Genomic DNA, 21440 nt, shown 5'->3' with positions numbered 1-21440 from the left:
TGCACTCCCCACAACCGCGCCCGTATCCTCGACCCATGACGACCAGCGGCACCCGGACCTCCGCGACCGACGGGACCCCCGTTCCCGAGGACGGTCCCGCGGCGGACGGCACCCCCGTCTCCCGCGGCGAGAACGTGCAACGGGTGCGCGAGGGCCTCGGTCTGCTCACGTCCACCGCGATGCGGCGCCTCGACGAGGAGGTGCACTGGTACCGGCAGCTCCCGGCGGAGGACCGGTCGTACGTGGCCCTGGTGGCGCAGTCCGGCATCAACGCGTTCGTGAGCTGGTTCGCCGAGCCCACGCCGACGCCGCACGGCGTCGGCGAGATGTTCGCCGCGGCCCCGCCCGAGCTGACGCGGTCGATCTCCCTGCAGCACACGCTGCAGCTCGTGCGCCTCATGGTCGACGTCGTCGAGCAGCACTCCGACGAGATCGCGGCCCCCGGGTACGAGCGCGAGCTGCGGGAGGCGGTGTTGCGCTACTCCCGCGAGATCGCGTTCTCCGCCGCCGAGGTCTACGCCCGTGCGGCGGAGGTCCGTGGCGCGTGGGACGCCCGCCTCGAGGCCCTCGTCGTGGACGCCCTGGTGCGCGGCGACGGCGACGACTCGCTCCGCTCCCGCGTCTCGGCGCTCGGCTGGAGCGGCCGCGGCCAGGCGCTCGTGATGGTCGGCGAGGCGACGACGCGGCTCGACGACGTCCGCACGGCCGAGCTGCGGCGCCTGGCGCGACGGGCGGCCGGTGACGCCCTGGTCGGCATCCATGGCGACCGGCTGGTCCTCGTGCTGGGCGGGGAGGGCGACCTCGTCACGGCCGCGACGTCGCTGCTCGACCGGTTCGGCCCCGGCCCGGTGGTCATCGGCGGCGTCGTGCCCGACGTGTCCGACGCCGCGGCCTCGGCGGCCGCCGCGCTCGCGGGGCTGGCCGCGGCGCCGGCGTGGCCCCAGGCCCCCCGCCCGGTCCTCGCCGACGAGATCCTCCCGGAGCGCGTGCTCACGGGGGACGTCACCGCGCGCCGCACCCTCGTCGCCCAGGCGTTCCGACCGCTGCAGGAGGCCTCCGGCTCGGTGCTCGAGACCCTGTCCGCGTACCTCGGCACCGGCCGCTCGCTCGAGGCTGCCGCCCGCCGTCTGTACGTGCACCCCAACACGGTCAGGTACCGCCTGCGCAAGGTCTCCGAGATCACCGGCTGGGACCCGCTCGACGCCCGCGAGTCGTTCGTGCTGCAGATCGCCCTGGCCCTCGGTCAGCTGGAGGGGGACGCCGCCGCCGGCTGAGCGTGCCGGAACCCCGTCCCGACGAGCTCGACCGACGCCCGGCTTGGAGGAATCCCACAATCGCCTTCCGCCAGGTTCGTGCGGGTCGCGACGACGCGTCCCCCGCGCGGGGTGGCACCGTGGGCACGTGCTCGCCGTCGTCTGCCCTGGACAGGGCTCTCAGACCCCCGGGATGCTCAGCCCCTGGCTGGAGCTGCCCGGCACCGCCGACCTGCTCGACTCCTTCTCGGCCGCGGCCGGGACCGATCTCGCCCAGCACGGGACGACGTCGGACGCGGACACGATCCGCGACACCGCCGTGGCCCAGCCGCTGATCGTCTCCTCGTCGCTGCTCGCCCTGCGCGCGATCCTCGACGGGCGGCCTACGACCGACGTCGTGGACGTCACCGCGGGCCACTCGGTCGGCGAGCTCAGCGCCGCGGCCGTCGCGGGGGCGCTCGACGACGCCGGGGCCGTCGGGCTGGTCTCCCACCGTGCGCGGGCGATGGCGGAGGCCGCCGCGGCCGCGCCGTCCGGCATGAGCGCCGTCGTGGGCGGCGACCCCGACGAGGTCCTGGCCTCGATCGAGGCGGCCGGCCTGTTCCCGGCCAACGTCAACGGCGGTGGCCAGGTCGTCGCCGCCGGCGACCTCGAGCGCCTCGCGGCGCTGGCCGCCGACCCGCCGACCCGCGCCCGGGTGATTCCCCTGCAGGTCGCGGGGGCGTTCCACACCCCGTTCATGGAGTCGGCCCGGGTCGCCTTCGAGCAGGTCGCCACCGGCTGGCTCGCGACCGACCCGCGCCTGCCGCTGCTCTCGGACGCCGACGGCGCCTCCTACGACGTGCTCGCGCCGGGCTCGCACGGGCACGGCACGGCCACGGAGGTGCTGGCCCGCCTCGTCGCCCAGGTGACCGCCCCGGTGCGCTGGGACCTGTGCCAGGCGACGCTCGCGGAGCGCGGCGTGACCGGCATCCTCGAGCTCGCCCCCGGCGGCGTCCTCACCGGCCTGGCCAAGCGCGCGCTCAAGGGCGTCGAGTCGGTCGCCGTGAAGTCCCCGGACGACGTCGAGGCCGCGCGCGACCTCATCGCGCGCCACTCGGTCGCGAGCGGCGCGGAGGCCTCCGCGTGACGACGGAGCGCCGCACGCTCCGCCAGGCCGAGCCGGTCCGGTACTCGCGGATCCTGGCGATCGCCGGCGAGCGCGGCGATCGCGTCGTGACGAACGACGACGTCGCCGGGCCGATCGACTCCTCGGACGAGTGGATCCGCCAGCGCACGGGCATCGTCACGCGCCGGTACGCCCGCGCGGAGGTCGACGTGCTGGACCTGGCGGAGGCGGCGGCGCGCAAGGCGCTCGACGCGGCCGGCCTCACCGGCGCGGACGTCGACGTCGTGATCCTGTCCACGGTGACGTACTTCCACCAGACCCCCGCGGGCGCGGCGGTGCTCGCGGAGCGCCTCGGTGCCACCCCGGCCGCGGCCTACGACGTCTCGGCCGCCTGCGCCGGCTACGCCTACGGCATCGGCCAGGCGGACGCCCTCGTGCGGTCGGGCGCCGCGCGGCACGTGCTGGTGATCGGCGCCGAGAAGATGTCGGACTTCGTCGACCCGACCGACCGCTCCATCTCGTTCCTGCTGGGCGACGGCGCGGGCGCGGCCGTGGTCGGCCCCTCGGACATCCCGGGCATCGGACCGACGGTCTGGGGCTCGGACGGCGCGAAGTCGCAGGCCATCTCCCAGACGCGCGCCTGGTCCGACCTGCGGACGGAGCCCATGGCCGGCTGGCCGACGCTCCGCCAGGACGGCCCGACCGTCTTCAAGTGGGCCGGCTTCCAGATGGCCCCGATCGCGGCAAAGGCCATGGCGGAGGCGGGCGTGGAGCCCGACGACGTCCAGGTCTTCGTGCCGCACCAGGCGAACATGCGCATCATCGACCAGCTCGTCAAGCAGCTCCAGCTGCCGGAGAGCGTCGTCGTAGCACGTGACATCGCCGACACCGGCAACACGTCGGCGGCGTCGATCCCGCTGGCCACCGAGCGCCTGCTTGCCGAGGGGCAGGCCCGCTCCGGCGACCTGGCCCTGCAGATCGGCTTCGGCGCGGGGCTCGTCTACGCCGCGCAGGTTGTGGTGCTGCCCTAGCTTCTGGTGCGGGCCCGGGCGTTCGGTCGCCCGGGGTCGTGACCGACCCCCATGGTGCGGGACAATCGCACCGCAACACCCCACGGTGCCGGACGGCCGGTACCCCGTTTCAAGGAGAGACGCACCCCATGGCTTACACCTCCCAGGAGATCCTCGAGGGTCTTGCCGAGATCGTCGCCGAGGAGACCGGTCTGCCGACCGACGCCGTCGTGTCGGAGAAGTCGTTCACCGACGACCTCGACATCGACTCGCTGTCGATGATGACGATCGTGACCCACGCCGAGGACAAGTTCGGCGTCCGCATCCCCGACGACGAGGTCAAGAACCTCACCACGGTCGGCGACGCCGTCTCGTACATCGAGGGTGCACAGGCCGCATGACGCCGCGGGGCGCTCGCCCCGCCGCGCGGGCGGGCCGGTGACCCCGGCCCGCCCGGCAACCTGGACCACCCGTACCCGCTCTCACCTCAGGAGTGACCCACCCATGACTGCCGCACCCGCCTCGCGCGACGTCGTCGTCACCGGCCTCGGCGCCACCACCCCTCTCGGTGGCGACGCCCCCAGCACCTGGGCTGCCGCCCTCGCGGGAGAGTCGGGCGCGCGCACCCTCGACAACGACTGGGCCGAGAAGTACGAGATCCCCGTCACGTTCGCCGCCACCATCAAGGTCACCCCCGACCAGGTCCTGTCCCGGCCCGAGACCAAGCGGATGGACCCGTCCACGCAGTACGCGATGGTCGCGGCCCGCGAGGCCTGGCAGGACGCCGGCGCCCCGGAGGTCGACGGCGAGCGGCTCGGCGCCGTGGTCTCCTCCGGCATCGGCGGCATCTGGACCACTCTCGACGGCTGGGACACCCTCAAGGAGCGCGGCGCCCGCCGCATGCTCCCCATGACCGTGCCGATGCTCATGCCCAACTCCCCCGCCGCGTACGTGTCGCTCGAGTTCGGCGCCAAGGCCGGGGCCCACGCCCTCGTCTCCGCCTGCGCGTCGGGCGCCGAGGCGATCGGCTACGGCGTCGACATGATCCGCGCCGGCCGCGCGGACGTCGTCGTGTGCGGCGGCACCGAGGCGACGATCCACCCGATGCCCATCGCAGCGTTCGCCGCGTCGCGGACGCTGTCGCTGCGCAACGACGACCCGCAGGGCGCCTCGCGCCCGTACGACATCGACCGCGACGGCTTCGTCATCGGCGAGGGCGCCGCGATCGTGGTGCTCGAGAGCGCCGAGCACGCTGCCGCCCGCGGCGCACGCGTCTACGCGAAGATCGCCGGCGTCGGCCTGTCCGCGGACGCGTACCACATCACCTCCCCGGACCCTGAGGGCACCGGGCAGGTCTCCGCCATGCGGCGGTCGCTCGAGGACGCGGGCGTGACGTCGCGCGACGTCGTGCACGTCAACGCGCACGCCACCTCCACCAAGGTGGGCGACCTCACCGAGACCGCGTCGATCCGCACCCTCATGGGCGGCGAGGCCGACCACGTGCGGCTCTCGGCCACCAAGTCCATGACCGGCCACCTGCTGGGCGGCGCCGGCGCGCTCGAGACGATCTTCACCATCAAGGCGGTGCACGACCGCCTCGCCCCGCCCACGATCAACGTGGAGAACCCGGACCCCGAGCTCCAGGTGCCCCTGGTGCGCTCGACCCCGGAGAAGCTGCCCGACGGCGACATCGTGGCGCTCAACAACTCGTTCGGCTTCGGCGGGCACAACGTCGCCCTCACGGTCACGAGCGCCTGACGGTCTGCCCGCAGGCACGCGAACGGCGGTTGCGGCGGTCGACGCCCCACGGGGTCTCGACCGACGCAACCGCCGTTCTGGCTCAGCCCACGCGGTGCAGCCAGCGCACGGGGGCACCGGCGCCGGCGTATCGGAACGGCTCGAGCTCGTCGTCCCACGCCGTGCCGAGGGCGAGGTCGAGCGCCTCGCGCACGCCACGACCGTCGTGCGCGGACTCCAGCGCCGTCCGGACGCGGTCCTCCGGGACGACGACGTTGCCGTGCACGTCCGTCATGGCGTGGAAGATGCCGAGGTCGGGGGTGTGAGACCAGCGGGCGCCGTCGGCGCCGTGGCTCGCCTCCTCCGTCACCTCGTAACGCAGGTGGTCCCAGCCCCGCAGGGCAGAGGCCATCCGGGCGCCCGTTCCCTGGGCGCCCTGCCACGAGTACTCGGCACGGAAAAGGCCGCGCCCCGCCGGCTGGGGTGTCCAGTCCAGCGACACGCGCCCTCCGAGCACGTTGCCCGCCGCCCACTCGAGGTGAGGGCAGAGCGCACGAGGGGCCGAGTGCACGAACAGCACACCGCGGGTGATCGCACCAGCCATGTTGTCCTCCCTGGTTCCGAGGTCCGTCTTCCCCAACGTCCTCGAACCGGGCAGGCCTGCTGGTACACGAGCTCCGACGGTGTGTCGTCTTGACACATCCTGCCCGATGCCGGGCCGCCGTGCGAGAGGAAACGCAGACTCGAGCACTTCTCTTGAGCCCCCCTTGAGGAACTCAGAGTCGTTCGCGCAACTCCCGCATGGCCTTCTTGCGCACGGTGCGCTCGAGGCGGTCCAGGTAGAGCTTGCCGTCCAGGTGGTCGCACTCGTGCTGCAGGCAGCGCGCCATGAGGCCCGTGCCCTCGACCACGAGCTCGTTGCCGTCGACGTCCGTGCCGACCACGCGTGCGTACCAGGCGCGCGTGGTGGGGTACCAGAGCCCTGGCACGGACAGGCAGCCCTCGTCGCCGTCCTGCGTCTCTTCCGAGAGCTCGACGATCCGCGGGTTGAGCACGTAGCCGATCTCGTCGTCGACGTTCCAGGAGAACGCGCGCAGGTTCACGCCGATCTGGTTGGCCGCGAGACCTGCTCGGCCGTCGGAGTCGACGGTCTCCACGAGGTCCTCCACGAGGGAGCGGACCCGGTCGTCGACGGTGGTGATCTCGTCGCAGGGTGTGCGCAGCACGGGGTCGGGCAGCACCCGGATCTCTCGCATCGCCATGGCCCGCATTCTCCCACGTCGCGAACACCCGACGACGCCGATTATCACGGTTTGATAACGTGCCCAACGATGCTGCAACGGATGACCGAGTCAACAACGACCCTAGCCCTCGCCCCGGGGCGGGCCGCCGCTCCGGCCACGGGCCGCCCGCGCCTCGCCGCCCTCGACGGGCTGCGCTTCCTGGCCGCCATGGCGGTGGTCGCCTACCACTACGTCGCGGTGAACCACTCCGCCTGGGGAGCCCGGACGGAGGACTCGTTCCCGAACCTCCAGCCGATCGCCGCGTTCGGGTCGTTCGGGGTGCAGCTCTTCTTCGTGATCAGCGGCTTCGTCATCCTCATGTCCGCGTGGGGACGCGACGTGCGGTCGTTCGCGGCGTCCCGCGTCGGCCGGTTGTTCCCGGCGTACTGGCTCTCGGTGGCGGCCGTCGTGCTGCTCCTCGTGGTCGTGGCGCCGGGTCACAAGGACGTCGGGATCCCCGAGACCGCGGCCAACCTCACGATGGTCCAGCGGGCCTTCGGCGTGCAGGACGTCGAGTCGGTGTACTGGACGCTCTGGGCCGAGCTGCGCTTCTACGTGCTCGTCGCCGTCCTCCTCGCCCTGGGGATGACACGCAACCGCCTCGTCGCGTTCGCCGCTGTCTGGCCGGTCGTGGCGGCCGTCGCCGTCCAGTCGGACAGCACGCTGTGGTCCACGGTCCTGGTGGGTACCGACGCGCCCCTGTTCGCGGGCGGCATGGTGCTCTTCCTGCTCACCAAGGAGCGACGCTCGCCCGTGCTGTGGCTCGTCCTCGGGCTCAACGTCGCCCTCGCCGGGGTGATCTCCGGCCGCAGCCAGTCGTTGCGCATCGCCACCAGCACCGACGTGACGGTCGGGCCGCAGACCTACTGGATCGCCATCCTGGCCTGCTTCGTCCTGGTCGCAGCCGTCACCCTCACCCGCCTCGACAGGCTCTCGTGGCGATGGCTCACCCTCGTCGGCGCCCTCACCTACCCGCTGTACCTGCTGCACTCCTCCTGGGGCCAGTGGCTCATCGCCAAGACCAGCCCGTACCTGCCCGCCGGCGTCACCTTCGCGCTCGTCACCGCGGTGATGCTGGGCGCCGCCTACCTGGTGCACCGGTTCGTGGAGCGACCGCTCGGGCCGCGGCTGCGCCGCGCCGTCGTGCGTGACCTGGAGCGGACGAGCCGCGCGCTGAGCCGGACGCCGCGGGCGGCCCGCCGGGCTCAGGCCCCGGAGCCGGACGCGGTCTCGTCCCGGTAGGACAGCAGTACCTCGCGCAGCACCAGCGCCTGGTTGTGCTCCGTGTCCCGCGCCGAGTAGAGCAGCGTGAGCTTCCGGTCTCCGGCGCCCAGCGCCGCGAGCCCGGCCACTTCCGGGTTGCCCGCGAGCTCGTCGCGATAACGGCGATCGAACTCGTCGAACCGCTGCGGGTCGTGATGGAACCACGTCCGCAGCTCCGTCGACGGCGCGACCTCCTTGCACCAGCGGTCCAGGTGGGCGTGCTCCTTGGACACCCCGCGCGGCCACAGCCGGTCCACGAGCACGCGCGTCCCGTCGTCCGCGGTCGGGTCGTCGTACACACGCTTCACGGCGATGGTCACGACCCCATGACACCGCGGGTCCCTGCCCGGCGCACCCCCTGGTCGTTGCGCCGGGCCGATATGCTCGCCGCGCGCCCCGTTAGCTCAGCTGGTCAGAGCAGTCGACTCATAATCGATCGGTCGCCGGTTCAAGTCCGGCACGGGGCACCGACGGCGCCACGACGATCATGTCGCACCAGGTCACAGGGGTACACGCGCGGGTCCCGAGCCGCTACGCTCCGGGTCCATGCTCCGCGTGCTGCCGATGCTGGCCTACCTCGCGCTCGTCGTCTACGCCCTGGTGGACGTCGTCCAGTCCGACGAGGAGGACGGCGGCGGCATCCAGAAGGGCTTCTGGATCCTCATCATCCTGCTGCTCCCGTTCGCCGGGTCGGTCGCGCGGCTCGTCGTGAGCCGGCGCGCACGCGCGCACCGGCGCCCGGCGCCGCGCACCGGTTACCCCGCCGGCCCGGTGCCGCCCGCGCAGTACCCCGGGCGCCGGCGGACCTGGGAGACCGACGACGCCCCCTCGAGCCCCGACGACGACGCCGAGATGCGTTGGCTGCTGGAGCAGGCCCGCCTCAAGCGGGAGCGCGAGCAGGCCGCGCCCGACCCGGCGACCCGGTCCGGCGAGGACCGCGACGCTGCAGCGGGCTGACCCGCCCGGCAGCGGTCGGTACGGTGTCGCCATGTGGTTCCGCCGCTCCCCCCTGCCCGACGACGTGCGACGCGCCCTCCCCCTGGCCCGCGGCGAGCGGATCCTCACGTCCGCCGAGCTCGCCGACGACCGCTGGGCCGTGGCGACGACGGCCGACCTGGTCGTCGTCGGCCCCGGCGCGCAGGACGTCGTCACGCGACGCCCGTGGTGCGACGTCGACCGGGGGGTGTTCGACCCCGAACGGTCGGAGCTGTCGATCGAGTGGGTGGATGCCGCCCCGGACACCCTGCTGCGGCTCGTGGACCCCGAGCGCACGCCGTTCCCCCAGACCTTGCGGGAACGGGTCCAGTGGTCGGTCGTGCTGTCCGAGACGGTCGCCGTGCCGGGCGGAGACGTGAAGGTCGCCGTGCGGCGGACGGCGGACGGCCGGTTCTTCTCGCAGGCCGTCGCCGGGTCGGGCGTCGACCTCGACGATCCGCGGGTGGCCCGAGTGGTGGACGCCACGGAGTCCAGGGTCCGGGGAGCGTCGGGACTACCCGTGTGAGCCTGGTAATGTTCTTCCCGGTTCGAAGGCCGCCGGCCGGACGACCATGCGATCCCGCGTAGCTCAGCTGGCAGAGCATCCGACTGTTAATCGGACGGTCGTTGGTTCAAGTCCAACCGCGGGAGCATCGAACAAGGCCCCTGACCTGCACCGCAGGACAGGGGCCTTCGTCGTACCGATCGACAGCCGCTCAGAGCGCGATCGGCACCCGCGTCGTGACGAGCCCGACGTCGCCGAGGAAGCGCTCCAGGGCGATCATCGCGACGCCGGTGGCCACGGAGTTGCTGCGCACCGTCGAGATCTCCAGGCGCAGGCCGGCGGCGGACTCCCCCGGCGCCTCCTCGTCGAGCCGGGCGCGGGTGAGCGGCAGGAGGCGGTCGCCGAGCGCCCAGGTGGTCCAGCCCGTGAGGGTGACCCGCTCCGGGTTCACCACGGCCACCAGGTCGGCGAGCGCCGAGCCGAGGTAGCGCGCCGTGATCGCGAGGGTCTCCTCGACGGCGGGGTCGGGCGTGTCCGCCGCGCTGGCCGCCGCGAGCGCCTGGATGAACTCCTGCTGCATCTCCAGGTCGCAGAGCGGGTGCTCGGGGGCGACCTCGCGCAGGGTCTGCTGGATACCGGGCGCGCCGACGTACGCCTCGACGCAGCCCTGCCGCCCGCACCGGCACCTCCGGCCGTCGATCGCGAGCAGCGAGTGCCCCCACTCGCCGGCCGCGTTGGTCGCGCCGCGCAGGATCCGCCCTTCGAGGACGATGCCCGCGCCCACCCCGGTGCCGAGGTTGACGGTCACCATGGAGTCCGACTCGCGCCCGGTACCGAACCAGAGCTCCGCGGTCGCGATCGCCTTGAGGGGGTTGTCCAGCACGAGCGGCACACCGATACGGTCGCGCAGGCTGTCCAGCTCCACGGAGTGCCAGCTCCAGTGCGGGACGACGACGACGACCCCGGACGCCCGTTGCACGATGCCGGGCAGCGCCACCCCGACCCCGAGGACGTCCTCGGCGCCGACGCCTGCCCGGTCGAGCGCGGCCTCGAAGGTGCGGCCGATGCCCTCCACGACGTACTCGGGCGAGCTCTCGTGCTCGTCGCGCGGCGTCTCCACCCCCGCGACCTCGCGGAGCGCGGCGTCGAACACGATCGCGCGGACGTAGGTCTCCGCGACGTCGATGCCGACGACACGGCCCCGGTCGGCGTTGATGCGCAGGCTGGTCGTGGGCCGCCCGACGCGTCCTGCGCTCAGGCGGGACTCGGTGACGATCCCCTCGGACAGCAGGTCGCCGACGACGGTGGCCACGGTGGCGGGGCTGAGCCCCGTCGCACGGGCCAGGTCGTTCCGCGTGGCCTCCTCGGCCGACAGCAGGGCGTGCATCACGTCCAGCCGGGACTCGCTGCGGATGTCGCGCGACGTCCGCCTCTCGACTGCCATGGTCACTCCTGGGTGGCGACGGTGCGAAGACGCGCCAGCCGCGGCCGGTCCGGCCCGGCAGTCGCGCGCACGAGCAAGCGTAGCCCGCCGTCGTTCCAGGCCGCGGGAAGCCACAGCCGGGTGGGTCGACCGCCGGAGAACCGCGGCGCGGCCGGGTCGCCGAGCCAGACCCGCCCCAGCAGCTCGCCGTGCGCGAAGGCGCTCACCCGCACCTGGGTGCCGGCGAACCACAGGGACCGTCCACCCGCCGGCAGCGGCACGTCCAGCCACGCCTCGTCACCGGGCTCCAGGTCCAGCGGCAGCCCGACCTCCACCCCCTCGGCCGGCCGCGCGGCGAGGTCCAGGATCGCCGTGTCCGGCTGCGGCTCCACCTGCCACCCGCGCACGGGGGCGAGGCGCAGCAGCTCCGCCCCGCCGAGCGCGCCGGGCGCGTGCGGCAGCGTGACCTCGACGTGCGCCCCCTCCCCTGGCGCCAGGTGCAGCCACGGGTCCTCGGCCACCACCGTGCGCCGCGCGCCGTCCACCAGCACGTCGACCGACCCCGGCACGCCGTCCAGGCGCAGGACGTGGTGGTGCGCGCCGTCGACGGGGAGCGGACGGCGATAGGTCACCGGCCGGCCGACGCGCGTGCTGCTCCACCCGCCGAGCGTGCGCAGCGGCGCCGGGTCGCCCGCCTGCTGCTCCCCCGCCGTGACGCTCCAGAGCGCGGACACGTCGTCGCGCGCCACGACCGACCAGACGCGGCCGAGCCCGCGCAGGGACCCGGCCCGCAGCCCCGGCAGCCGGGCGTCGTCGAAGTTGGCGTGGCCCCAGGTCTCGACGGTCGCCTCCAGGTGCCCCGCGCCGCCGGTCGGGACGACGACGGCGGCGCCGAAGCGCGCGAGCGTCGGCAGCGCGACGCCGTCGAGGGCGAGGTCGACCATGTCGCCCGCACCCTCGATCACGAGCTCGGCGGCCCCGGCGACGTCGGCCGCGTAGTGCGTACGGCCGCGGTGGACGCCGACCTCCTCGGACGCGGGCGGGAGGTCGTACCGCTCCCCGCCGCCCCGCCGGGTCGGTGCGGCGAGCCGGACCGCGCCGACGACCTCGGACGCGGGAACGGTCGTGTCCTCGAAGGGGTCGGCGTCCGCCGTGTCGTTCCCGACGAGGGCGACATCGGCTCCCACCGGCCCCGGAACGTCCTCGGGGTGCCGCAGGACGAGGTCCCACCGTTCGTCGCCCGCGCGCGCGACCTGCCGCACCGGTGCGCCGGGGCCGGGTGCGGCCAGCTCCACGACGGTCGTCTCGCCGTGGGGCGCCTCGAGCACGACGACCGCCGCACCACAGGAGGCGAGCTCGAGACCGTCCGGCCCCGCCCCGACGAGGTCGGCGGTCGACAGGCGCAGCGTGCCCGCCGCCCCGAGGGCGTCGAGCGGCAGGTCGCGCAGCACCAGCAGGCACGACTCGGGCGGCAGCGGGACCTCCACGTCGGCGCGCCCGCCGCCGACCGGCACCGTGGCCGTGGCCCACGACTCCCCGAGGTTCGGCACGCCGAGCAGCGTCCCCCCGCCGTGGAGTTCCAGGAGCGACGGCGACACGCTCGTCGGGGCGTCGGTCGCATACGCGTGGGACGCCGGCCGGGGCACGGCGCGCGCCAGCGCCGGGCCGAGCGTCCGCGCGACGGCCGCCAGCACACGCCCTTGCGCCACCTCCGGCCGCGCGACCCCGGTCGGCGAGAGGAACCCGCCGAAGTCGTAGTCGTGCGTCATGAAGCTGCCGGGCTCGCCCCAGTTGCCGACCGACGGCGTGTATCCCAGGTCGAAGCCGGAGGCCTGGAGGTACGGGGCGAGCAGGGTCGCGCCGCTGACCAGCAGCCGGCGCAGCGTGACGTGCCGGCGGTTGGTCTCGGTGACCAGCAGCGGCTCCCCGCGCCCGGCGACCAGCTCGGCGTAGCGTCGCACCTCGGCCTCGACGTGGGGCGACCGGTCGTCGGGGTAGAAGTTGAACGCGGGCACGACGCCGTCGACCCCGCCCGTCGCGCCGACGAGGTCGCCCTGGCCGGCGCACGCGACGAGCGGCACCGTGATCCCGTGCCCGCGCGCCAGGTCCGCGAGCGCCCCGACGTAGCCCGCCCGGTCGTCGCAGTCGAAGAAGTCGAGCTCGTTCTCCAGCTGCACGGCCACGACGCTGCCGCCGCGCCCGTGCTGGCGTGCGGCCAGGACCGGCAGCACCTGTTCGAACCACTCGCGCACGTGCTCCAGGTACCGCGGCTCGGCCTGCCGCAGGCGCAGCCCGGGCTCGAGCGTCAACCACGCGGGCAGCGCGCCGCCGTCCCACTCGGAGCAGATGTACGGCCCGGGCCGGGCGACCACGAGCAGGCCCGCCTCGTGCGCGAGGTCGAGGAAGGTGCCGACGTCGCGCCGCCCGGTGAAGTCCCACCGGCCGGGCTCGAGCTCGTGGAAGTTCCACGGCACGTAGACGTCGACGGCGTCGTATCCCGTCGCCCGCACCTGGGCGAGGCGGGCCGCCCACTCCTCGCGGGGCAGCCGGAAGGAGAAGAGGGAGGCGCACAGCAGCACCTTCTCCTCGCCGTCGACCACGAGGCCCGAGGGCCCGATCTCGACGCTGCTGCTGGTCACGGTCGTCACTTCACACCTGCGCTTCCGACGGAGACGTTCATCTCGTACAGGTACTTCTGGCCGAGGTAGTACACGACGATCATCGGCAGCGTGAGCATGATCGACCCGACCATGACGAGGTTCCACGGTGGCAGCTGCATGGCGTTGCTCGTGGAGGTCATGTACTGCAGGCCGAGCGCGAGCGGCATCATCTCCTCGGAGTTCAGGTAGATGAGCGGGCCCATGAAGTCGCCCCACGCGTGCGTGAGCGTGAAGATCGCGATGGCCGTGAGGATCGGCCACATCATGGGCAGCACGATGCGCCGGTAGATGCCGAAGTAGCCGAGCCCGTCCACCTGCGCGGCCTCGTCCATCTCGCTCGGGATGCGGGAGACGAACTGCCGCACGAGGAACACGTTGAACGCGTTCGAGAAGAAGCTCGGCACGATGAGCGGCAGGTAGGTGTTCACCCAGCCCAGCTCCTTGAACAGCAGGAACTGCGGGATCATCGTGATCTGCGCCGGGATCATCATCGTGGCGAGCACGACGACGAACATGACGTTCTTACCGGGGGCGCGCAGGCGGGCGAACGCGTACCCGACCAGCGACGACGAGAGCACCTGGCCGACGGCGGACAGGGTCGCGATGATCACCGAGTTGAGCACGAACCGGCCCACGGGCAGCCCCGTGGCGGTGAACACGGTGCTGAAGTTCGACCAACCGAACTCGGTCGGGATCACGGTGAACGCGTTCTGCGCGCTGGTCTGGTCGCTCGACAGCGCGATGGAGACCATGAGGATCAGCGGCACGAAGAAGACCGCCGAGACGATCAGCAGCACCGCGTAGGTGACCGGCGTCGCCTTGAACGCCTTGAGTGTGCGGGCCGTGGCTCCGCGGCCGGGCGCGACGCCCGGGTCGGCGGGTGCCACGGGTGGGGCCTGGGTCGCTGCGGCCATCACCGCACCTCCGTCTCGTAGAACACCCAGCGGCGGGACGTGCGGAACGCGAGCGCGGTGAAGCCGATGATGACCACGAACAGCAACCAGGCGACGGCGGACGCGTAGCCGAAGTGGTAGAACCCGAAGGCCTGGTCGAACAGCAGCGGCACCACCATCATGCTGGCGTTGTCGGGCCCACCCTGGGTGAGGATGTACACCTGCGAGAAGATCTGGAACGCGCCGATCAATCCCATGATCAGGTTGAAGAAGATGATCGGCGTGATCTGCGGGAACGTGATCGACCAGAACTGCCGGAACGGCCCGGCGCCGTCGATCTCGGCCGCCTCGTAGAACTCCCGCGGGATGCCGTTCATGGCACTGAGGAGCAGCACCGTGGCGCTCCCGGCGCCCCAGGCGGAGAGCACGATCAGCGCCGGCTTGACCCACAGCGGGTCGAGCAGCCAGTTGGGGCCCTCGACCCCGACCAGGCCGAGCAGGTCGTTCAGCGGGCCGGACGGCGCCAGCACCATCTTGAACACCATCGCGGTGGCCACCAGCGGCACCAGCGTGGGCAGGTAGATCATCGTGCGGAAGAACTTGCGGCCGCGGACCCTCTTGTTGAGGAGGTTGGCCAGCCACAGGCCGACCGCGAGGCCGAGCGGCACCGAGATCGCGGCGTAGTAGAAGGTGTTCCAGAGCGCCTGCCAGAACACCGGGTCGCCGGTGAGGGCCTGCACGTAGTTGTCCAGGCCCACGAACACCGGCGGTGTGAACGAGTCCCACTCGGTGAGCGAGATGTACACCGACGCGATCATCGGGCCCAGCAGGAACCCGAGGAAGCCGACGAGCCACGGCGAGACGAAGAGCCAGAAGAACCGGGCCTCCGTCCGGCCGCGCCGCGACAGCTTGGGGCGGGGCAGGCGGTCCGCGCGCCGGCCCCGGGCGCGGCGCGGGCCCTGGGCCCGCGCCGCGCCGAGGACGGCGCCGAGGTCGGTGGCCACCGTCAGCCCTGGCCGACGATCGACTCGAGCTCGGTCTGGATGGCGTCGAGCTGCGTCTTCGCGTCGCCGCCCTCGTTCCAGAACGTGCCCAGGTTGTCGTCGAAGGCCGCCTGCATCTCGTTCCACTCGGGGATGAGCGGCGACGTGAACACGAAGTCGGACGACTGGGCGAACGCGCCCATGTTGATGTCCTTGGTGGCCCACTCCGGCTTCAGGAACGCGTCCGACTGCTGCACCTCGACGTTGGCCGGCACGTCCTGGGCGTTGTCGATGATGACCTGCTGCGCGTCGGTGTCGGTGAGGTAGTCGATCGCCTCGAAGGCCTTGTCGGGGCTCTCGGAGTCGCGCGAGATCGCCAGCCCAGAGCCGAAGGCGGACACGGCCTGCTCCTCGCCCTGCCACATGGGCGCGATGTCCCATGCGAAGTCCGCCTCGAGGAGGCCGCCGATGGCCCAGAACCCCGTGGTGTTCATCGCGACCTTCTGCGCGGCGAAGGCCGGGTCGCCGCCCATGTCTGGACCCATGTCGGCGTACTCGGCCGCGGTGGGCACCACGTGGTCCTTGAACGTCAGGTCGTTGGCCCACTGCAGGGCGTCGACCACCTCGGGCGAGTTCGCCGTGGGGGCGCCCGCGTCGTCGATGATCTGCCCGCCGTTCTGATAGGCGAAGCTCCACCACTGCGCCCACCAGCCGGCGCCGCCGTAGCCCCACTGCTTGCCCGGCACGGTGAGCTTCTCCATCGCGGCCTGGGCGTCCTCCTGCGTCCAGTCGGCCGTAGGGTAGTCCACGCCCGCGGCGTCGAAGAGGTCCTTGTTGTAGTAGACGATCATCGCGCCCGAGCGGTCCGGGATCGCGTAGACCTTGTCCTCGTAGGAGTACAGGCTGCCCGTCGGGCCGAAACGCTCGGAGAGGTCCAGGCCCGCCTTCGACGCGTACTCGTCGAGCGGCAGGATCTGGTTCTTCGACGAGTAGACGTTGACGCCCTCGGCCACCTGCATGATGTCGGGGCCGTTGCCGCCCGCGATCATCGTCTGCACCTTCTGCTCGTACTGCTCGCTCGGGATGAGCTGCAGGTCGACCTTGATGTCGGGGTGCGCCTCCTCGAGCATGTCCACGCGCTGCTGGTAGGACTTCTTGTCGACGTCGCCGCCCCACACCGTCATGGTCAGCGTCGTCACGCCGCCGTCCCCGGAGTCCTCCCCCGAACCGCACGCCGCCAGTGCCGACATGCCCAGCACGGCGACCGCCGTCCCGGCGACCCCCCGGATCCATCGCGCCCTTGCGTTCATCGTCTCCGCCTCTCTGCGGTCCGGCGACGGTCTTCCTCGACCGTCGCCCCGATTGCGATACGGGTAAACCTAACCCCCAGAAAAATAGGTGGAGCAACCCTTGGGAGGTCACGGAACGATAACGATCAACGTTGAAGAACGAATCACCGCCCCGGCGCCCGGCGCCACGCGGAGGGCGCAGGGGCGGCCGGACGACGCCGGTCAGGGCAGGTCGTCGGCCCGTCCGCTTCCGCCACCAGGGCGCCGAGTCCTTCCCGGGTGAGCACGACGGACGGCACGCCGAGCTCGCGCAGCCGGGCGACGACCTCCTCGTCGGCGACATCGTCGCTCGCTCGTGCGGCCGCCGCGGTACAGCAGCCCGAGGGCGGCGTGCGCCTCGTGCTCGTTGACCACCAGAGGATCGGCCCGGCGCAGCACCGCAGGGTCGACGTCGATCGGCCGGTCAGAGCGTGCGCAGCCGCTCGACGAGGTGCGGGGCCAGGGGCGCGTCGGTGGCGAGGACGACGCGGGTGCGGGCCCCGGGCACGTCGGGATACCCGGCGTACCGGCCGCGCAGGTCGCACAGCGTCTGGCCGCGCCCCGGTCCGTCCGTGACGTCGACGACGACCGGCACGCGCGGCGCCACGGTCGGCGTCACGCCGCCGACCGCGATCGCGGCGGCCAGCGGGTCGTGCAGGGCGGAGCACCGCCGGCCGAACGTGGGCACGTGGAAGCCGAAGTACAGGTCCAGCACCTCGCCCAGCCACGGCGCCAGCGCGGTGCCGGCCTCGAGCAGCGCCTTGCGGTCCGTCTCCTCCAGCAGGTTGGCCATCGTGACGTCGAGCGGCACCAGGGTGACGTCCCAGTCGGCCTCGAGCACGGTGGCGGCCGCCTCGGGGTCGTTCGCGATGTTCGCCTCGCCGACCGGCGACACGTTGCCCGGGTGCAGGGCCGCGCCACCCATCACCGTCAGGTCCCGGACCCGCTCCGGGAGCGTCGGGTCGGCGCGGAGCGCGAGGGCGAGGTTGGTCAGGGGGCCCACGGCCACGACCCGCAGCCGGCCGGCGTGCTCGTGCGACAGCCGGAGCAGCAGCTCGACCGCGGACCCGTCCTCGGGCGCGCGGCCGGACGGCGGGAGGATCACGTCGCCCACGCCGTTGCGGCCGTGGATGTGCGGCACGCCGCCGTCGTATCCCCCGGCCACCGGGTCGTGCGCCCCGACGGCGACGGGGACGTCGTCGCGGCCCGCGAGCGCCAGCAGGTCGAGCGTGTTGACCGCACCCTGCCGGGCGCCGACGTTGCCGCTGACGCTGCCGACGCCGACCAGGTCGATCTCCGGCGAGGCCAGCAGGTAGCCGAGGGCGAGCGAGTCGTCGACGCCGGTGTCGCAGTCGAGGTACAGCGGGGCGGCCGGTGCGGGGGCAGGGGTGTGGGTCACGACAGGTCCTTCGGTGTGGTGGGAGCGGGACCAGTGTCGCGCACGGGCGGCGGCGCGGCGGACCTCCCCCGGGCAGGCGTGCCGCACCCTCCCCGCGGGCGCGGGAATACGCGCCGCGGCCCGCGGGCTTGTGCCTCACGTGCCCACGACCGGTCATGTGTCCGTGGGGCTGCGCTCCGAACGCGGCCCGATCCTCCTGTCCTTGATGCTCGCGACGGCGCTCGTCGCGCTCGACGCCACGATCATCGCCACCGCGTCCGCGACGATCGCCCGGGAGCTGGGCGGCTTCGACCAGCTCCCCTGGCTGTTCTCCACCTACCTGCTCGCCCAGGCCGTGAGCACCCCGGTGTTCGGGCGGCTCGCGGACGTGCTGGGCCGCAAGCGGCTGATGCTCGCGGGCGTCGCGCTGTTCTTCGCCGGGTCGGTGCTCGCCGGCCTCGCCCCGACGATGGGGGTGCTCATCGCCGGGCGGGTGCTCCAGGGGCTCGGCGCGGGGGCCGTGATGCCGGTGTCGATGACGATCGCCGCGGACATCTACACCCTGGAGGAGCGGGCGAAGACGCAGGGCTACCTCGCCTCCGTGTGGGCGATCTCCGCCGTCGTCGGCCCCACCCTGGGCGGCGTGTTCTCGCAGTTCACCAGCTGGCGCTGGATCTTCCTCGTCAACATCCCGCTGTGCGCCCTCGCCGCCTGGATGCTGGCCCGCCGGTACCACGAGGCCCCGCGCGAGGGCGTGCGGGAGCCGATCGACTACGTCGGCGCGACGCTGCTCGCCGGCGGCAGCACGCTGTTGCTGCTCGGCATGCTCGAGGGCGGCACGCGCTGGGGATGGGGGTCTCTCCCGTCGGTCGTCATCTTCTCCGCCGCGGCGGCCCTGCTCGCCGCGTTCGTCGTGCAGGCGCGCCGCACGCGACACCCGATCGTCGACCTCGCCATCCTGCGCCGGCGCGTGGTCGGCGTCTCGACGGCGGTCTCGCTGCTCGTGGGCGTCGTCGTGCTCGGCCTGTCCACGTACGTGCCGATCTACGCCCAGGGCGTGCTGGGCACCGGCCCGCTCGTGGCCGGCTTCGCGCTCGCGGCGATGACGGTGGGCTGGCCGTTGTCGGCGTCCAACGCCGGCCGGTTCTACCTGCGGATCGGCTTCCGGATCACCGCCGTGATCGGCACGTCGGTCGCCGTGGTCGGGACGGCGCTCACGCTGCTGCTGGGCCCGGGCTCGTCGGTGCTGGCCGTCGCGGGCGCGTGCTTCGTCATCGGCACAGGGATGGGCCTCACCGCGGTGCCCACGCTCATCGCCGCGCAGTCGCAGGCGTCGTTCTCCGAGCGCGGCGCCGTCACGGGCACCAACATGTTCGCGCGGTCGCTCGGGTCCGCGGTCGGCGTCGCCGTGTGCGGCGCCATCGTCAACGCGCGCACCAGCGTGGGAGCGGACGGCACCCCGGCCGGCCCCGGCCTGATGTCCGCGATCCATCTCGTCTTCGTGCTGCTGGTGGGCGTGGCGGCGGTGCTCGTCGTGCTCGCCGCCCTCATGCCCGCCGACCTGCAGTCGGCGCGCGACCGTCGTGCCCACGCCGAGGACGCCGCCGCGGCCTGACCCGCGCCCGTCAGGGCAGGGCGGGCGGGGTCCAGCCCATGACGGCACGGGCCCCGCGCGTCACCGCCGCGGCGGGCACCCGCCGCATCAGCGCGTTGCGCAGGCCCTGCCACCGCGGGCCCAGGTGGGAGCCGAACCGGCCGCTGGCCACCGAGGCCCGCGCGAGCGCCCGGCACCGCGGGCGGCGGGCGGCGTCGTAGGCCGCGAGCGCCGCGCCGAGGGGCGCCCCCGCCGCGACCCCGGCCGCCACGACCCGGCCCACGCACACGCCGTCCTCGAGCGCGGTCGCCGCGCCCTGGGCCATCGTCGGGAGCGTCGCGTGGGCGGCATCGCCCACCATGACGACGCGGCCACGGACGTACCGGGGCAGTCCCCCGGGCAGGTGCAGCACGTCGTGCCGCAGCACCGCCTCGGGCGGCGTCGCCGCGATCACCCTGCGCACCTCGTCGGCCCAGCCGGCGAACCGTGCGACGGCAGCGCCGTGCTCGTCGTCCACGCGCGTGCCCTCAGGCATGCGGACGTACCCGTACCAGTAGGTCGCGCCGTCGCTGACGGGCATCGTGCCGAACTCGGCGTGCGGCCCCCAGTACTGGAGCAGCCCTTGTCCGGCGGCCTCGAGGCCCGGCACGATCGCGCGCCAGCTCGAGTACCCCGAGTACACCGGCCCGCGACCGTCGAAGAGCGCGGCGCGGACGGCGCTGCGCACGCCGTCGGCCCCGACGACGAGGTCTGCCTGGCGCTCCCGCTCCGTCCCGGCCCGGTCCGCGTGACGCACGACGGCGGGCGCCCCGACAGGGTCGCCCGCGGCAACGGTCGTGACACGGGCGTCGGTGACGACCTCGACGCCGAGCGCCCGGGCCCGCGCCAGGAGGGCGCCGTGCAGGCGGGCGCGGTGGACGCCGCGCAGCACGGTCGACGCACGCAGGTCCGGGTCGTCGGGCAGGCGCAGGATCGGCCGGCCCCTGGCGTCCCAGGTACCCGTGGCCCAGGTGCGCGGGCCGAGCGCCGCGACGGCGTCGGCGTCGAGGCCGAGACCGCCCAGCGCGGCGACTGCGTTGGGGGTGAGGGCGACCCCCGCGCCGACCTCGCCCAGCTCGCGCGCCCGCTCGAGGACCGTCGTGCGCCAGCCGGCCGTCGCGAGCGAGACCGCGGACGCCAGCCCCCCGATACCGCCGCCGACCACGACCGCCGTGTGTGCCATGCCGGACCTCCGTGAACTCGATACTCGTCCGCGAGACCTGCTCGCGATACCGGTACGTGCGTAGTGGTATCGATCTTGCCATACTGGCCGCGTGCCTCGGACCAACCCCGAGCGACGCCGCGCGCTGACCGACGCGGCGATCGCGCTCCTCGTCGACGAGGGCGTGCACGGGGTCAGCCATCGCGCCGTGGAGCGGGCGGCGGGGTTCCCCGCCGGGACCGCCGCGAACTACTTCCCGCGGCGTGAGGAGCTGCTGGTGGCCACGGCGCACCGCGTCGTGGAGCTCCACCTCGCGGACGCCCGCGCCGCGACCGAGGCCTCGGTCGCCGCCGCGCCGGTGGGTCTCGACAAGCTCGACCAGCGGGGCGGGCTCGACCAGCCGGGCGGGCTCGACCCGCGGGCCGACACGCTCGAGCGCATGACCGACCTCCTTGCGGCTTCGCTGCTCGACGCCGCGACCCGCCACCGTGACCGCTACCTCGCGATCGCGGAGCTGCAGCTGGAGGCCCGCCGCCGGCCCGCGCTCGCCGCGGCCCTCGCCGCGCTGGCGACGCAGGCGTCCGACCTCACCGCCACGATGCACGCCGACACCGGCCTCGACGTCGACCCGGCCGCCGTGCCCACGCTCGTCCTGCTGTACGGCGGCGCGCTGCTCACGCTCGTCACCGGCGCCGCGCCGGCCGACGCCGCCACCACCCACCGGCTGGCCCGCGCCATGGTGCACGGGGCGCTGGCACCGGACCCCTGACCGGACCGTGGTCGCAAAACACCGGGGAGGGCTCGAGGTCCGGTGCTAGCCTCCCTGAGGCCGTGCAGCAGATCGAG

20 protein-coding genes and 2 tRNA genes are annotated in these 21440 nt (G+C 73.5%); 12 read left to right on the top strand and 10 right to left on the bottom strand.

Features of this window, described 5'->3' with window-relative positions:
- The first annotated feature begins 35 nt into the window (after positions 1-35).
- From B5Y66_RS13000 to B5Y66_RS12980, 5 genes are all read left to right on the top strand, one after another.
- The gene (locus B5Y66_RS13000; protein ID WP_079574898.1) at positions 36-1274 is read left to right on the top strand and encodes a PucR family transcriptional regulator; all 1239 of its coding nucleotides are present in this window, start codon (positions 36-38) and stop codon (positions 1272-1274) included.
- A gap of 127 nt (positions 1275-1401) precedes the next feature.
- Positions 1402-2382, top strand: a complete 981-nt coding sequence (locus B5Y66_RS12995; RefSeq protein ID WP_079574897.1) for an ACP S-malonyltransferase — start codon at positions 1402-1404, stop codon at positions 2380-2382.
- Positions 2379-3392 carry a beta-ketoacyl-ACP synthase III gene (locus B5Y66_RS12990; protein ID WP_079574896.1) on the top strand — a complete coding sequence of 338 codons (1014 nt, stop codon included), beginning with the start codon at positions 2379-2381 and terminating at the stop codon, positions 3390-3392. The genes B5Y66_RS12995 and B5Y66_RS12990 overlap by 4 nt, the downstream gene beginning before the upstream one ends.
- 128 nt (positions 3393-3520) lie before the next feature.
- Positions 3521-3772: an acyl carrier protein gene (locus tag B5Y66_RS12985; protein ID WP_079574895.1), complete on the top strand. Its 252-nt coding sequence runs from the start codon at positions 3521-3523 to the stop codon at positions 3770-3772.
- A 103-nt stretch (positions 3773-3875) separates the two neighbouring features.
- Entirely contained in the window at positions 3876-5129 is a 1254-nt protein-coding gene (locus B5Y66_RS12980) for a beta-ketoacyl-[acyl-carrier-protein] synthase family protein (protein WP_079574894.1), read from the top strand.
- Between the two features lie 82 nt (positions 5130-5211).
- Here B5Y66_RS12980 and B5Y66_RS12975 read toward each other — a convergent pair whose 3' ends face one another.
- Together B5Y66_RS12975 and def are read right to left on the bottom strand one after the other, a co-directional pair.
- Positions 5212-5712 carry a DUF3145 domain-containing protein gene (locus B5Y66_RS12975; protein ID WP_079574893.1) on the bottom strand — a complete coding sequence of 167 codons (501 nt, stop codon included), beginning with the start codon at positions 5710-5712 and terminating at the stop codon, positions 5212-5214.
- A gap of 172 nt (positions 5713-5884) precedes the next feature.
- Positions 5885-6370 carry a peptide deformylase gene (gene def, locus B5Y66_RS12970; RefSeq protein WP_079574892.1) on the bottom strand — a complete coding sequence of 162 codons (486 nt, stop codon included), beginning with the start codon at positions 6368-6370 and terminating at the stop codon, positions 5885-5887.
- An 81-nt stretch (positions 6371-6451) separates the two neighbouring features.
- On the opposite strand from def, the gene B5Y66_RS12965 reads away from it, so the two are divergent.
- Positions 6452-7633, top strand: coding sequence for an acyltransferase family protein (locus B5Y66_RS12965; RefSeq protein ID WP_176168863.1), 1182 nt, complete (start codon positions 6452-6454; stop codon positions 7631-7633).
- Here the strand turns inward: B5Y66_RS12965 and B5Y66_RS12960 are convergent.
- Complete coding sequence (locus B5Y66_RS12960; protein ID WP_079574890.1) at positions 7597-7974, bottom strand: DUF488 domain-containing protein; 378 nt, start codon at positions 7972-7974, stop codon at positions 7597-7599. The two genes, B5Y66_RS12965 and B5Y66_RS12960, sit on opposite strands and share 37 nt — an antisense overlap.
- A gap of 73 nt (positions 7975-8047) precedes the next feature.
- Between B5Y66_RS12960 and B5Y66_RS12955 the strand changes: the two genes are divergently transcribed.
- The 4 genes from B5Y66_RS12955 (at position 8048) to B5Y66_RS12940 (ending at position 9280) form a co-directional block, all read left to right on the top strand.
- Positions 8048-8121: transfer RNA gene (locus B5Y66_RS12955), tRNA-Ile, on the top strand.
- Between the two features lie 79 nt (positions 8122-8200).
- Entirely contained in the window at positions 8201-8611 is a 411-nt protein-coding gene (locus B5Y66_RS12950; RefSeq protein WP_079574889.1) for a PLD nuclease N-terminal domain-containing protein, read from the top strand.
- Positions 8612-8642: 31 nt separating this feature from the next.
- Positions 8643-9155, top strand: coding sequence for a hypothetical protein (locus B5Y66_RS12945; protein WP_079574888.1), 513 nt, complete (start codon positions 8643-8645; stop codon positions 9153-9155).
- Between the two features lie 52 nt (positions 9156-9207).
- Positions 9208-9280: transfer RNA gene (locus B5Y66_RS12940), tRNA-Asn, on the top strand.
- Between the two features lie 65 nt (positions 9281-9345).
- On the opposite strand, the gene B5Y66_RS12935 is transcribed toward B5Y66_RS12940, so the two are convergent.
- From B5Y66_RS12935 to B5Y66_RS12910, 6 genes are all read right to left on the bottom strand, one after another.
- Positions 9346-10578 carry an ROK family transcriptional regulator gene (locus B5Y66_RS12935; protein WP_079574887.1) on the bottom strand — a complete coding sequence of 411 codons (1233 nt, stop codon included), beginning with the start codon at positions 10576-10578 and terminating at the stop codon, positions 9346-9348.
- A gap of 2 nt (positions 10579-10580) precedes the next feature.
- A complete protein-coding gene (locus tag B5Y66_RS12930) occupies positions 10581-13196 on the bottom strand; it encodes a beta-galactosidase (protein ID WP_217700797.1) in 2616 nt (871 codons plus the stop codon).
- Between the two features lie 5 nt (positions 13197-13201).
- Complete coding sequence (locus B5Y66_RS12925) at positions 13202-14131, bottom strand: carbohydrate ABC transporter permease (RefSeq protein WP_079574885.1); 930 nt, start codon at positions 14129-14131, stop codon at positions 13202-13204.
- Positions 14131-15114, bottom strand: a complete 984-nt coding sequence (locus B5Y66_RS12920) for a carbohydrate ABC transporter permease (RefSeq protein WP_079574884.1) — start codon at positions 15112-15114, stop codon at positions 14131-14133. Before B5Y66_RS12920 ends, B5Y66_RS12925 begins: the two co-directional genes overlap by 1 nt.
- 2 nt (positions 15115-15116) lie before the next feature.
- Complete coding sequence (locus B5Y66_RS12915) at positions 15117-16403, bottom strand: ABC transporter substrate-binding protein (protein WP_079574883.1); 1287 nt, start codon at positions 16401-16403, stop codon at positions 15117-15119.
- 442 nt (positions 16404-16845) lie between these two features.
- On the bottom strand, positions 16846-17820 hold the full coding sequence (locus B5Y66_RS12910) for a nucleoside hydrolase (protein WP_079574882.1): 975 nt from the start codon (positions 17818-17820) through the stop codon (positions 16846-16848).
- A gap of 139 nt (positions 17821-17959) precedes the next feature.
- Between B5Y66_RS12910 and B5Y66_RS12905 the strand changes: the two genes are divergently transcribed.
- Complete coding sequence (locus tag B5Y66_RS12905) at positions 17960-19414, top strand: MDR family MFS transporter (protein ID WP_407656387.1); 1455 nt, start codon at positions 17960-17962, stop codon at positions 19412-19414.
- 10 nt (positions 19415-19424) lie between these two features.
- Here B5Y66_RS12905 and B5Y66_RS12900 read toward each other — a convergent pair whose 3' ends face one another.
- Positions 19425-20615: an FAD-dependent monooxygenase gene (locus B5Y66_RS12900; RefSeq protein ID WP_079574881.1), complete on the bottom strand. Its 1191-nt coding sequence runs from the start codon at positions 20613-20615 to the stop codon at positions 19425-19427.
- 91 nt (positions 20616-20706) lie between these two features.
- Between B5Y66_RS12900 and B5Y66_RS12895 the strand changes: the two genes are divergently transcribed.
- Entirely contained in the window at positions 20707-21363 is a 657-nt protein-coding gene (locus B5Y66_RS12895) for a TetR/AcrR family transcriptional regulator (protein ID WP_079574880.1), read from the top strand.
- Positions 21364-21440 lie beyond the last annotated feature (77 nt).

Origin of the sequence: Krasilnikoviella flava (assembly GCF_900167525.1) — a bacterium.
GTDB lineage: Bacteria > Actinomycetota > Actinomycetes > Actinomycetales > Cellulomonadaceae > Isoptericola > Isoptericola flavus.
The sequence above is the reverse complement of the archived record's forward strand: the minus strand, read 5'-3'. Positions and strand labels throughout refer to the sequence as shown.

Coding starts and splice junctions, on each gene's coding strand:
- B5Y66_RS13000 (WP_079574898.1), top strand. CDS start 36: ATGACGACCAGCGGCACCCGGACCTCCGCGACCGACGGGACCCCCGTT.
- B5Y66_RS12985 (WP_079574895.1), top strand. CDS start 3,521: ATGGCTTACACCTCCCAGGAGATCCTCGAGGGTCTTGCCGAGATCGTC.
- B5Y66_RS12980 (WP_079574894.1), top strand. CDS start 3,876: ATGACTGCCGCACCCGCCTCGCGCGACGTCGTCGTCACCGGCCTCGGC.
- B5Y66_RS12975 (WP_079574893.1), bottom strand. CDS start 5,712: ATGGCTGGTGCGATCACCCGCGGTGTGCTGTTCGTGCACTCGGCCCCT.
- def (WP_079574892.1), bottom strand. CDS start 6,370: ATGGCGATGCGAGAGATCCGGGTGCTGCCCGACCCCGTGCTGCGCACA.
- B5Y66_RS12965 (WP_176168863.1), top strand. CDS start 6,452: ATGACCGAGTCAACAACGACCCTAGCCCTCGCCCCGGGGCGGGCCGCC.
- B5Y66_RS12950 (WP_079574889.1), top strand. CDS start 8,201: ATGCTCCGCGTGCTGCCGATGCTGGCCTACCTCGCGCTCGTCGTCTAC.
- B5Y66_RS12945 (WP_079574888.1), top strand. CDS start 8,643: ATGTGGTTCCGCCGCTCCCCCCTGCCCGACGACGTGCGACGCGCCCTC.
- B5Y66_RS12935 (WP_079574887.1), bottom strand. CDS start 10,578: ATGGCAGTCGAGAGGCGGACGTCGCGCGACATCCGCAGCGAGTCCCGG.
- B5Y66_RS12925 (WP_079574885.1), bottom strand. CDS start 14,131: ATGGCCGCAGCGACCCAGGCCCCACCCGTGGCACCCGCCGACCCGGGC.
- B5Y66_RS12915 (WP_079574883.1), bottom strand. CDS start 16,403: ATGAACGCAAGGGCGCGATGGATCCGGGGGGTCGCCGGGACGGCGGTC.
- B5Y66_RS12900 (WP_079574881.1), bottom strand. CDS start 20,615: ATGGCACACACGGCGGTCGTGGTCGGCGGCGGTATCGGGGGGCTGGCG.